This is a genomic window from Tabrizicola sp. T46, from assembly GCF_057219895.1.
The window spans coordinates 563,665-575,758 of the sequence record NZ_JBXVVV010000001.1; the positions used below are offsets into that span (position 1 = coordinate 563,665).

Here is a 12,094-nt window from a genome sequence, read left to right on the forward strand (position 1 = left end):
GCCGATGCTGGAAAAGCTCTCCCCCATCCTGCCCGCCCGCGACATGGCCGAGACCGAGGTCTTCTGGCAGCGGCTGGGCTTCCTCACGGTCTACGACGACCCCGAATACCTGTTGATGAAGCGTGAAGGGGCGGAGGTGCACTTCTTCCACCACCCCGCCCTTGACCCCGCCGCCTGCGACCACGGCGCCTATCTGCGCCCGTCGGACGTTAATGCGCTCGACGCCGAATGGGGCGCGCTCGGTCTGCCTCCGTACGGCATCCCGCGCCTTGTGCGTGCCGAAGACAAACCCTGGGGCATGCGCGAGCTTGCGCTCCTTGACCTCAACGGCAACCTCATCCGCGCCGGGCAGGAGCTTCCCCTTGGCTGAAATCGTCATCCGCAACCTCCGCAAGGAATTCGGCAGCTTCACCGCCGTGCAGGGGTCGTCCTTCACCATCAGGGACGGTGAATTCTTCATGCTCCTCGGCCCCTCGGGCTGCGGCAAGACCACCACGCTCCGCATGATCGCCGGGCTCGAACTCCCGACCTCCGGCGAAATCCTGATCGACGGTGAAGACGTCAGCCAGAAACCCGCCTCCCAGCGCGACATTGCGATGGTCTTCCAGATGTTCGCCCTCTACCCGCATATGAACGTGCGGAAGAACATCGCCTACCCCCTCGTCTCCCAGGGCGTCCCGCGGGCCGAGGTGCAGAAGAAGGTGGCCGAGGTTGCCCGCATCCTCCGCATCGACCACATGCTCGACAAACCCGTCGGCGGCCTGTCCGGCGGTGACCGCCAGCGCGTCGCCCTTGGCCGCGCCATCGTCAGGAACCCCAAGGCCTTCATGATGGATGAGCCCCTGGGCGCGCTCGACGCCGAATTCCGCGAGATCATGGCCGAGGAACTCCGCGCCCTCCACGACCGCATGAAGGCCACCACCGTCTACGTCACCCATGACCAGCTGGAAGCCATGCAGATGGGCGACAAGATCGTCGTGATGAACCACGGCGTCGTCGAACAGTTCGGCACCCCGCAACAGATCTACGACCACCCAGCGACCCTCTTCGTCGCCGACTTTATCGGCAGCCCCTCGATGAATTTCCTCCGCTTCGACGGCAAAGCCGCCGCCGGTGCCAGCTCGGTCAGCCTCGGCGACACCCAGGTCGCGCTCCCGGAACTTCAGGAAGCGGCCCACGGCAGCCTTGTCCTTGGCGTCCGCCCGGAACACATCGCGCTCTCCGACAGCGCGCCCCTGCGCGGCCGGATCGAGGCCGTGGAATACCTCGGCACCACCCAGATCGTCACGCTCTCCACCCCCCACGGCCAGGTCAAGGCCCGCACCCCCTCGGGCCAGGCCGCCCGAACCGGCGACACCACCGGCCTCGCGCTCGACGCCCGCACGCTTTCGCTCTTCGACGCCACCACCGGCCGCGCCCTTCGCACCGCCGCCAACGCGGGGGTCCACCATGGCTGAGGTCACGCTCTCGAACCTCTCGAAATCCTTCGGCGCGACCCAGGCGCTGAAGGAGGTCTCGATGACCATCCCCGACGGCGCTTTCGTCGTCCTCCTCGGCCCCACCGGCGCGGGCAAGACGACCACGCTCCGCCTCATCGCCGGCCTCGACAAGCCTGATGCAGGCGATATCCGCATCGGCGGAGCCTCCGTCCTGAACGACACCCCCGCCCAGCGCGACGTGGCGATGGTCTTCCAGCAATACTCGCTCTACCCCCACCTCACCGTGCGCGACAACCTCGCCTTCCCGCTCCGCTCCCCCATCATCGCGATGCCGGAACCCGAGATCGCGAAACGCGTGCAGGAAGTGGCTGAGGTCCTTCGGATCCCCCACAAGCTCGATAACAAGGCCACCGCCCTTTCAGGCGGCGAGATGCAGCGCGTCTCCATCGGCCGCGCCCTCGTCCGTAACCCCCGCATCTACCTGATGGACGAACCCCTCTCATCGCTCGACGCCAAACTCCGCGCCGACCTGCGGGTCGAGCTGAAGCGCATCCACGCCGACATGAAGGCCACCTTCCTATATGTCACCCACGACCAGATCGAGGCGATGACCATGGCCACCCATGTCGGCGTTCTGGACCATGGCAAGCTCGTCCAGTTCGGCACCCCCCGCCAGATCTACGAAGAACCCGTCTCGGCCTATGTCGCCTCGCGCCTCGGCCAGCCGCAAATCAACCTTCTCCCGGCCGATGCCTTCGGCCCCGCCCCCGCAGGGGCCGCGCAGATCGGCCTTCGGCCGGAACACATCGTCCAGGGCGAAGGCCAGCCCGCCACCGTCCGCCGGATCGAGCACCTGGGCGACCAGACCCGCCTGCACCTGACGCTCGGCCCGCATGAGATCGTCACCCTTTCGGACGTCCACACCCCCCTTCGGCCGGGCGACAGCCTGTCCATCCGACCGCAAAACCCGCTCTGGTTCGATGCCAGCGGCAACCGCCTTTGAGGATACGCCCATGAAACAGTTCATGAATGCCAAGGACACGCTGGTCACCGAGGCCATCGACGGCCTTTTGCGCACCTCCGGCGGCAAGCTCGCGCGGCTGGACGGCTATCCCCATATCCGCGTCGTGATCCGCACCGACTGGGACCGTCAGAAGGTCGCCCTCGTCTCGGGCGGGGGCTCCGGACACGAACCCTCGCACGCCGGCTTCGTCGGCAAGGGGATGCTCACCGCCGCCGTCTGCGGCGACGTCTTTGCCAGCCCTTCCGTTGACGCGGTGCTGGCAGGCATCCTCGCCGTCACCGGCAAGGCGGGCTGCCTTCTAATCGTCAAGAACTACACCGGCGACCGGCTGAACTTCGGCCTCGCCGCCGAACGCGCCCGCGCCTTCGGCCTCAAGGTCTCGATGGTCATCGTCGATGACGACGTGGCGCTGCCTGACCTGCCCCAGGCCCGCGGCGTCGCCGGCACCCTTTTCGTCCACAAGATCGCAGGCGCCCTCGCCGAGGCCGGTGCCGACCTCGACACCGTCACCGCCGCCGCCGAAAAGGCGATCCACGGCGCGATCTCCATCGGCATGTCGCTCGACACCTGCACTGTCCCCGGCTCACCGAAAGAGGACCGCATCCCCGCCGGCCATGCCGAGCTTGGCCTCGGCATCCATGGCGAGGCCGGGATCGAACAGGTCGGCTTCACCGGCGCGCGTTCGGCCATGCAGATGGTCGCCGAAAAACTCCTGCCCCACACCGGCCCCGGCGACCATGTGGCACTTCTGAACAACCTCGGCTCCACCACGCCGCTTGAGATGTCGGTGCTGGCCGAAGAACTCGCCCGCTCGCCCCTCGGGGCAAAGGTCAAATGGATGATCGGCCCCGCCCCTCTGATGACCTCGCTCGACATGCACGGCTTTTCCGTCTCGCTCCTCCCCGTCGACGACGCGCAGGTCACCAGCCTTTCTGCCCCCGTCGCCCCCCACGCATGGCCCGGTCTCTCGCCCTTCGGCACGGTCGCCGTCCGCCCGCTGCCCGATGGCCTCGCCCCGATCCAGCCCGTCCCCTCCGCCCATCCCGCGAACCGGGCGCTGATCCAACGCTGCTGCAAGGCCCTCATCGCCTGCGAGGCCGACCTCAATGCCCTCGACGCCAAATCCGGCGACGGCGACACCGGCAGCACCCTCGCCGGGGCCGCCCGCGCGCTTGAAGCCGCCCTCGACCGCCTCCCCCTTGCCGACCCGACCCAACTCTACCGCGCCATCGGCATGGAGCTTTCGCAGACCATGGGCGGCTCGTCGGGTGTCCTCCTCGCCATCTTCTTCGCCGCCGCCGGCGATGCGAGCGCCTCCGGCAAGACCTGGATCGGCGCCCTCTCCGCCGGCCTCGACCGCGTGATGCAGGTCGGCGGCGCCGCCCCCGGCCACCGCACCCTGATCGACGCCCTCGCCCCGGCCCTCGCCGCCCTCCCGCAGGGCGTTCAAGCCGCCGCCAAAGCCGCCCGCGACGGCGCGAACGCCACCGCCCAGATGACCCGCGCCAAGGCCGGTCGCGCAAGCTACCTCGCCGCCGACAAGCTCAAAGGCCACAATGATCCTGGGGCGGAAGGTGTCGCGCGGTTGTTCGAGGATCTGGCGCGGGGGTGACACCGCTCTTTGCTCGCAGATTTGTCCCTCGACAGATTTGACGTGCCTGCCTGCCTCAGAGCAGGCACGATCCGGCACCTTCATTCGCACGTGGCGCCTTTAGTTTCGGTGCTTAACAGTGCTTTTCATTTCTTCGTCCCCAAATATCCCACGGGGGTCCGGGGGTGTGAAACCCCCGGCCGCCAGCCAGAGGCGCACCAAGGCAGCCCCGGCACCAACGCCCGGCAAACGGCGCTTCCCTCCCCCCGACGAAGGCGAGGGATGGGGCAGAGGGCCTCCTCGCCAAACCTTACCAAACGGTAAACGCCCACACGCAACCAGCTGAAAAAACGTGATAATCAGAATCTGACCACCGTGGTCACTTCACGGCATCACCTCGAACCGGTCGACATCCACCATCCCCATATCGGTGATCTTCAGATGCGGGATCACCGGCAGGCAGAGGAAGGCCAGCTGCAGGAACGGCTCCTCCAGCGTGACTCCCAGAGACCGCGCCGCGGCCCGGAGACCCACCAGCCCCTCCCGCACCTCCTCGAAGGATTTCAGGCTCATCAGCCCCGCCACCGGCAGCGCAAGTTCAGCCAGGACCTTCCCCCCCGCGACCACCACGAACCCGCCCTCGATCTCCGACAGCCGTCCCACGGCCAGGCTCATGTCCCCCGCATCCACCCCCACCACCGCGATGTTGTGATGATCATGACAGAGGGTCGACGCAATCGCCCCCCGCGCCAGCCCGAACCCCTTCACGAACCCCGTCGCGATGTTGCCGTTCACCCCGTGCCGCTCCACCACCGCGATCTTGACGAGGTCGCGGGCCACGTCCGGCCGCTTGTCGCCCCCCTCCGGCGCGATCTGATAGGTCAGATGCTCGGTGATGATCTTCCCCGGCAGGATGCCGATGACCGGCGTCTCCACCCGGTTCCCCCCGGTCCGGAAACTTTCCGCCGTCACCCGCGGCGCCTTCACCGACCCCCGCGCCACCGGCGCCACGGCCCCCCGCGCCGCGAAGGCCGCATCCCCGGCCACCACGCCCCCGGCGAGCACAAGCGAAGCGTGGCACCCCTCCAGGCTGTCGATCACCACGATATCCGCCCGCTTCCCCGGCGCGATCAGCCCGCGGTCCTTCAGCCCGAAGGCCTCCGCCGCCGACAGGCTCGCCGCCCGGTAGACCGCGAGGGGCGGGGCACCAAGTCCGATCGCCGTCCGGATCATGTAATCCAGATGCCCATGCTCGCCGATATCCAGGGGGTTCCGGTCATCCGTGCAAAGGCAAAGACAGGGCGCGAACCGCTCGGTCAGCAGCCCCGCCAGCGCGTGCAGGTCCTTCGACACCGACCCCTCGCGGATCAGGACGCGCATCCCCTTCCGCAGCTTCTCCAGCCCTTCGTCGTAACTGGTCGCCTCATGCTCGGTCCTGATGCCGGCGCTGATGTAACCGTTCAGGTCCTTCCCGGTCAGGAGCGGCGCATGCCCGTCGATGTGCCGGCCCTGGAACGCCTCCAGCTTCTCCAGGCAGCCGGGGTCCTTCATCAGGACGCCCGGATAATTCATGAACTCCGCCAGCCCGATCACCTTCGGATGGTCCCGGAACGGCACCAGATCGGCAGCAGACAGCCGCGCGCCCGTCGTCTCCATATGGGTCGAGGGCACGCAGGACGAAAGCTGCACGCGCAGGTCCATCACCAGCTCCGCGGCACAGTCGAGGAAGTAGCGGATCCCCGTCACCCCGCAGACATTGGCAATCTCATGCGGATCGCAGATCGCCGTCGTCACCCCGCGCGGGGTCACGCAGCGGTCGAACTCATGCGGCGTGACCAGTGAGCTTTCGATATGCAGATGCGTGTCGATGAAGCCGGGCACCAGCACCCGGCCCGTGACGTCGATCTCCCGCGTGCCGGAATACTCTGCGAACACCCCCACGATGGTGTCGCCGCAGATCGCCACGTCGGTTTCCACAAGGTCGCCGGTGATCAGGTCGAACACCCGCCCCCCCTTCAGCACGAGGTCCGCAGGCACCAGCCCGCGCCCCTGATCAATTCTGTCGGACAAAGGCGCTTTCGGCATGGCGTTCTCCTTTCCGATCAGGGAACCTGAAACCATCCGCGGCGTCCAGAGGACACCGCCAGTTCCGGACCCTCCCATGCGCCCCCTTCGCGGCATCGCCCTGAAACTCGCCTCTGTCCTGGTCTTCATCGTCATGGCGAGCCTGATCAAGGCCACCGCAGCCCATGTCCCGGCGGGGCAGGCGGTGTTCTTCCGGTCGTTCTTCGCGATCCCCGTCATCGTGGCCTGGCTCGTCTGGCGGAAGGAACTCGCCACCGGCCTCAAGGCCAAGGCACCGATGGGCCATGTCTGGCGCGGTGTGGTCGGCACCTGCGCGATGGGCCTCGGCTTTGCCGGGCTTGGCTACCTGCCCCTGCCCGAGGTCACCGCAATCGGCTATGCCGCGCCCCTTCTGACAGTCATCTTCGCCGCGATGTTCCTGGGTGAAGAGGTTCGCCTCTTCCGCATATCCTGCGTCGCTCTTGGCATGACCGGCGTCCTGATCGTGCTGGCACCTCGTCTTTCCATCGGCCCGGAAAGCGCCAGTATGGCCGAGGCCTTCGGAGCCATGCTCGTCCTTGGCGGCGCGGTCTTTGCCGCCCTTGCACAGGTCTTCGTCCGCAAGCTCGTGCAGACCGAGGCAACCTCGGCCATCGTCTTCTGGTTCTCGTTGACCGCGTCCGTTCTGTCGCTTGTCACCCTGCCTTTCGGCTGGGTCTGGCCCACGCCGACCGAGACCGCGCTTCTGATCGGCGCCGGGCTTCTGGGCGGCCTTGGGCAGATCCTTCTGACCTCCAGCTACCGTGAGGCCGACGCCTCGCTCGTCGCCCCCTTCGACTATGCCTCGATGCTTTTCGCGCTGGCCATCGGTTACTTCGTCTTCGCCGAAGTGCCGACCCTCACCATGCTGGGCGGGGCGGCGCTGATCGTCGTCGCGGGCATCCTGATCATCTGGCGCGAACGCAAGCTGGGGCTGGAACGGGCACGGCAGCGCAAGGCGATGACGCCGTAAAGCGCGACCGCCGACCCCGACCCAAATTTCTTAAGCAAGAAAATTGCCAAATTCCTTGTTTAAGGAATTTGGCTTATCCCTCGCGCACCGCCGCGTTCTGGTCGATCAGGTAGCGCTGCGACAAGGGGATCGCCGCCGCGCCCAAGGCCCGCGCTTCGGCCCCGACGGTGCCTTCACGGATCTCCGGCACGTCGATCCCGGCAAGGTCCAGCCGCAGAAGGGCGGCACGAGTCCGCTGCACAAGGTCGGCCCGCACCGCGACCGGTATCCAGCCGTCGATCAGCACCGCCTGCACCTCCAGAAGAGCCGCCGCGGCAAGAGTAGCTTGCGCCAACGCCGCCGCCGCCTGGTCCAGCCAGGCCGAAAGGACCGCCTCAGAGACCTCCCAGTGCTCATGCTGCGTCCAGAGGTGATCCGACGCCTCGCCCGCCGCCTCCATTGCCTCGGCCAGGACCGACATGGATGCAAGGTCGATCAGCCGCCGCGTCCCACCCCCCGGTGCCGGAACCTGGATCGACCCGACCGCCGCCGCGTTGCCGGTGCGGCCAAGGAAGAGCTGGCCGTTCATGACAAGGCCACCGCCGATGAAGGTCCCGAAGTAGAAGTACAGGAAATCCTTCGGCCGCTCGCCGGTCCCGAAGATCAGCTCCGCCCCGCAGGCCGAGGTCGCATCGTTCTGCACATAGACCGGCAGGCCCAGCACCGCCTGCAGTTCGGCTGTGATGTCGCGCGACCGCCAGGCATCCATTGCTTCCTGCTCGACACCCAGCACCGAGACCCAGTTCCACAGCTGGAACGGCATCGCGACACCCATCCCGCCGATCCGGCCGCGGAAGCCCGTGGGCAGTTCGCCCGAAAGCTTCGGCAACATCTCGGAGACAAAGGCGACGATCCCGTCCGGGGTCGGGTAGCGGTGCACCTTGCGGCGCGAGGCGCGGACCCGGCCGAGAAAGTCGATCAGGATCAGGTCGGCCGACCGCCGCCCGATCTTCAGCCCGAAGAAGAAGGCGCCATCCGGGTTCAAAGACATCGGGATCGACGGTTGGCCGATCCGTCCCCGCACCGGCTCGCCCCGGACAAGCAGCCCGTCCTGCTCCAGCGCCCGCATGATGACCGACACGGTCTGCGCCGAGAGGCCCGTCATCCGCGCGATATCCGACTTGGCCAAAGCGCCCGCCTGTCGGACCAGGCCCAGGACCAGCCGTTCGTTGTGGTCGCGCATCCCCGACTGGTTCGACCCGCGCCGCGCAAGGTCGTCGCCGATGATCCGGTCAACCGCGACCTCCTGCAGCGGACCCATCAGCCGCCCCCGGTTGCCGCGATCACGCCCTTGCGCAGGATCACGTTGGCGTACAGCGCGCCTTCGCTGGTGGCCACGATCGTATGGGCGGCGCGGATTCGCGGGTAAAGCGACGCCCCGTCCAGCGCAACTGGCTGAAAGCCCGGTGCCAGCGCCGCGCAGCAGGCATCGATCTTGCGGTGGATCGCATCCTCCTGCCCTGGCTGGTTGCCCGCCGCCGCCCGGAAGACCGCATGCGGCACCGCCCGGTCAAGGGGCAGCACCTTCAGGATCGCCTCCAGCACCGGCAAAAGCCCGTGGCCGTCCGCCCGGACAAGCCGCCGGGCATGGTCCTGCGCGGGATAGTTGCCATCGACGATCGCGATCTCGTCGCCATGCCCCATCGACCGCAGCGTGTGCAGCAGGTCCGGCCCGAGGATCGCAGGCAAACCGATCAGCATGATATGGCCGCCCCTCCCCCCGTGAGCAGTCCCGTGGCGCCTCCCTGCCCCACGGACAGGGTGCAGACTGCGGAGGGAATCGCGGCCTGTCAATAATAAATCACTCTGATTTAATTATCTTGACGCGAGGTCGGGAATCAGCTTTTCTCGCCCTCGGCGCAGCGGGGAGTCTCGGGCTGTGCTGCGAGATTACAAACCGGGGCAAAGGGCCCCGTTCCTTGGGAGGAACCACATGAAGATCGTCACCAAAGCCCTTCTGGGCGCAGGCGCGCTTGCGCTGATGTCGGGCATGGCCTCGGCCGCAGACCTTGCCTGCCTGATCACCAAGAACAACACCAACCCCTTCTTCGTGAAGATGAAGGAAGGCGCCGAAGCCGCCGCGGCTGCAGCCGGCCTCGACTTCCAGGCCTATGCCGGTGAAAAGGACGGCGACGCCGCCCCGCAGATCACCGCGATCGAGAACTGCGTCGCCGCCGGCGCCAAGGGCATCCTGATCACGCCCTCGAACGACTCGGTCGGCCCGGCCCTCAAGGACGCCCGCGCCGCCGGCATCCTGGTCATCGCGCTCGACACCCCGCTCGCCGATTCCGAAGCCCAGGACATCACCTTCGCGACTGACAACTTCGAAGCCGGCGTCCTGATCGGCAAGTGGGCTGCCGCGACGCTGGGCGAAGAAGGCGCCAAGAACGCCAAGATTGCGATGCTGAACATCAACAAGGACAACATCTCGGTCGACGTGCAGCGCAACACCGGCTTCCTGACCGGCTTCGGCATCGAGGTTCCGGACCTGACCGTCCTCGACTCGGAAGACGATCCGCGCGTCATCGGCCACGAATCCTCGGACGCGAACCCCGAAGGCGGCCTCCGCGCGATGGAGACCCTCCTGGCCAAGGACCCGGACATCAACGTGGTCTACACGATCAACGAACCGGCTGCCGAAGGTGCCTACCAGGCGCTGAAGAACGCCGGCAAGGAAGGCCAGGCGATCATTGTTTCGGTTGACGGCGGCTGCCCGGGCGTGGCCTCGGTCAAGTCGGGCGTGATTGGTGCCACCTCGCAGCAGTACCCGCTGAAGATGGCGTCGCTGGGGATCGAGGCGATCGCCGCCTTCGCCAAGGACGGCACCAAGCCGACGGTGACCGAGGGGCTGTCGTTCTACAACACCGGCGTCAACCTCGTGACCGACAAGCCGGTCGAGGGCGTGCCGTCGATCGACACCACCGAAGGTACCAACCTCTGCTGGGGCTGATCCCCGCCGCGCAAGTGGCTTGATTACCGGAAGGGCGGCTTCTACGGTCGCCCTTCTGTTTAGGCGGTGCCGGGACAGGCATCGCATCATCCGGGGGGAGACGGCTGATGAGCAGCGACGACGCGCCGACCAAGACCATATCGGACTATGAGGCGACCCTCGCCAAGGCCGATACGACCGTGGCGAGCTTCGAGAAGGACGACAAGACCTTCATCTTCAAGCTCAGGAACTTCCTGCGCCGCAACCCGACGATGATCCCGGCCCTCGTGCTGCTTCTGTCCATCGCCGCCTTCTCGATCATCGCCCCCCGCTTCCTCGGGCTTGGCGCCCTCTCCACTGTGCTGAAGCAGGTCACCGTGACCGGCTTCGTGGCACTGGCCCAGACGCTGATCATCCTGACCGCAGGCATCGACCTCTCGGTCGGCGCGATCCTGGTCCTCAGCTCGCTGGTCATGGGCAACCTTGCGGTCTTCATGGGCGTGCCGGTGATCTTCGCCGTCCTGATCGGCATTGTCGTCGGCGGCCTGATGGGCCTAATCAACGGCCTGCTCGTCACCAAGATGCGCCTGCCCCCCTTCATCGTGACGCTGGGGACGCTGTCGATCTTTGAATCGATCAAGCTCTGGTATTCCCAGTCGGAATCGATCCGCAACGTCGACATCGAGGCGAACGCCTCTAGCCTCCTCTTCTTCGGAACCACGATCAACTTTGGCGGCGGGGCGAATATCAGCTACGGCGGGATCACCCTCATCATCTTCGCTGCCGTCCTCTGGTATGTCCTGAACCACACCGCCTGGGGCCGCCACGTACATGCCATCGGCGATGACCCCGACGCCGCCATGCTGTCCGGCATCAAGGTCGATCGAACGCTGATCTCGGTCTACACCGTGGCGGGCCTCATCTGCGGCTTTGCCGCGTGGGTCGCCATCGGCCGCGTCGGATCGATCTCGCCCATCGCCTTCTCTGACGTGAACCTCGCCTCGATCACCGCCGTGGTGATCGGCGGCACCTCGCTTTTCGGCGGGCGCGGGTCGATCATCGGCTCGGTCCTCGGCGCGATGATCGTCGGCGTCTTCATCACCGGCCTGTCGCTGGCGGGCGTCGATGACTACTGGCAGAAATTCGCGGCCGGATGCCTTGTCATCATCGCCGTGTCGCTTGACCAATGGCTGCGGAGGGCCTCGCAATGACCGAAGCTACACCCATCCTTCAGGCGCGCGGGCTGATGAAGCGCTACGGCACCGTCGTCGCCATGAACGGCTGCGACTTCGAGCTGATGCCCGGCGAAATCCTCGCCGTGATCGGCGACAACGGCGCGGGCAAGTCGACGCTGATCAAGGCGCTCTCCGGCGCGGTGGTGCCCGACCATGGCGAGATGTTCCTTGACGGCGCGCCGGTGCATTTCAAGTCGCCCGACGACGCCCGGGCCCTGGGGATCGAGACGGTCTACCAGAACCTCGCCATGTCGCCGGCCCTGTCGATCGCCGACAACATGTTCCTCGGGCGCGAATGGCGGAAGCCCGGCATCGCGGGATCGATCTTCCGCAAGATGGACCGCGCCCGGATGGAGAAATTCGCCCGCGACAAGCTGAGCGAGCTTGGCCTGATGACGATCCAGGACATCACCCAGCCGGTCGAGACCCTGTCCGGCGGCCAGCGCCAGGGCGTGGCCGTGGCCCGCGCTGCCGCTTTCGGGTCCAAGGTCGTGATCCTGGACGAACCCACCGCCGCCCTCGGGGTCAAGGAAAGCCGCCGCGTGCTGGAACTGATCCGCGATGTCCGCGCGCGCGGCATCCCGATCATCCTGATCAGCCACAACATGCCCCATGTGTTCGAAGTGGCCGACCGCATCCACATTCACCGGCTTGGCCGCAGGCTCTGCGTTATCCGCCCGCAGGATTACTCGATGTCGGACGCCGTGGCCTTCATGACCGGTGCGAAACTGCCTGAAGGCGTGACCGAAGCCGCCTGAGTC

At 66.8% G+C, this 12,094-nt stretch carries 11 protein-coding genes; 8 read left to right on the forward strand and 3 right to left on the reverse strand.

Annotation, left to right across the window (positions count from 1 at the left end; all coding sequences use genetic code 11):
* Positions 1-4: 4 nt before the first annotated feature.
* Genes AC2D9V_RS02900 through AC2D9V_RS02915 form a run of 4 tightly spaced genes read left to right on the forward strand, consistent with a single transcriptional unit; the run spans position 5 to position 4,075 of the window.
* Positions 5-370, forward strand: a complete 366-nt coding sequence (locus AC2D9V_RS02900) for a bleomycin resistance protein (RefSeq protein ID WP_484712531.1) — start codon at positions 5-7, stop codon at positions 368-370.
* Positions 363-1,457 (forward strand): ABC transporter ATP-binding protein, encoded by a 1,095-nt coding sequence (locus tag AC2D9V_RS02905; protein WP_484712532.1) that lies wholly within the window; start codon positions 363-365, stop codon positions 1,455-1,457. The genes AC2D9V_RS02900 and AC2D9V_RS02905 overlap by 8 nt, the downstream gene beginning before the upstream one ends.
* Entirely contained in the window at positions 1,450-2,442 is a 993-nt protein-coding gene (locus AC2D9V_RS02910; RefSeq protein ID WP_484712533.1) for an ABC transporter ATP-binding protein, read from the forward strand. Before AC2D9V_RS02905 ends, AC2D9V_RS02910 begins: the two co-directional genes overlap by 8 nt.
* 10 nt (positions 2,443-2,452) lie before the next feature.
* Complete coding sequence (locus AC2D9V_RS02915; RefSeq protein WP_484712534.1) at positions 2,453-4,075, forward strand: dihydroxyacetone kinase subunit DhaK; 1,623 nt, start codon at positions 2,453-2,455, stop codon at positions 4,073-4,075.
* A gap of 363 nt (positions 4,076-4,438) precedes the next feature.
* Here the strand turns inward: AC2D9V_RS02915 and ade are convergent, their stop codons facing one another.
* Positions 4,439-6,139 (reverse strand): adenine deaminase, encoded by a 1,701-nt coding sequence (gene ade / locus AC2D9V_RS02920; protein WP_484712535.1) that lies wholly within the window; start codon positions 6,137-6,139, stop codon positions 4,439-4,441.
* 76 nt (positions 6,140-6,215) lie between these two features.
* Here ade and AC2D9V_RS02925 point away from each other — a divergent pair, with 76 nt between their 5' ends.
* On the forward strand, positions 6,216-7,130 hold the full coding sequence (locus AC2D9V_RS02925) for a DMT family transporter (RefSeq protein WP_484712536.1): 915 nt from the start codon (positions 6,216-6,218) through the stop codon (positions 7,128-7,130).
* Positions 7,131-7,203: 73 nt separating this feature from the next.
* On the opposite strand, the gene AC2D9V_RS02930 is transcribed toward AC2D9V_RS02925, so the two are convergent.
* On the reverse strand, positions 7,204-8,430 hold the full coding sequence (locus AC2D9V_RS02930; RefSeq protein WP_484712537.1) for an ROK family transcriptional regulator: 1,227 nt from the start codon (positions 8,428-8,430) through the stop codon (positions 7,204-7,206).
* Entirely contained in the window at positions 8,430-8,870 is a 441-nt protein-coding gene (locus AC2D9V_RS02935; RefSeq protein ID WP_484712538.1) for an RbsD/FucU family protein, read from the reverse strand. Before AC2D9V_RS02935 ends, AC2D9V_RS02930 begins: the two co-directional genes overlap by 1 nt.
* A gap of 232 nt (positions 8,871-9,102) precedes the next feature.
* Between AC2D9V_RS02935 and AC2D9V_RS02940 the strand changes: the two genes are divergently transcribed.
* The 3 genes from AC2D9V_RS02940 (at position 9,103) to AC2D9V_RS02950 (ending at position 12,091) form a co-directional block, all read left to right on the forward strand.
* On the forward strand, positions 9,103-10,119 hold the full coding sequence (locus AC2D9V_RS02940; protein ID WP_484712539.1) for a substrate-binding domain-containing protein: 1,017 nt from the start codon (positions 9,103-9,105) through the stop codon (positions 10,117-10,119).
* Between the two features lie 107 nt (positions 10,120-10,226).
* Positions 10,227-11,309, forward strand: coding sequence for an ABC transporter permease (locus tag AC2D9V_RS02945; RefSeq protein WP_484712540.1), 1,083 nt, complete (start codon positions 10,227-10,229; stop codon positions 11,307-11,309).
* A complete protein-coding gene (locus AC2D9V_RS02950; RefSeq protein WP_484712541.1) occupies positions 11,306-12,091 on the forward strand; it encodes an ATP-binding cassette domain-containing protein in 786 nt (261 codons plus the stop codon). The genes AC2D9V_RS02945 and AC2D9V_RS02950 overlap by 4 nt, the downstream gene beginning before the upstream one ends.
* Positions 12,092-12,094: the final 3 nt, after the last annotated feature.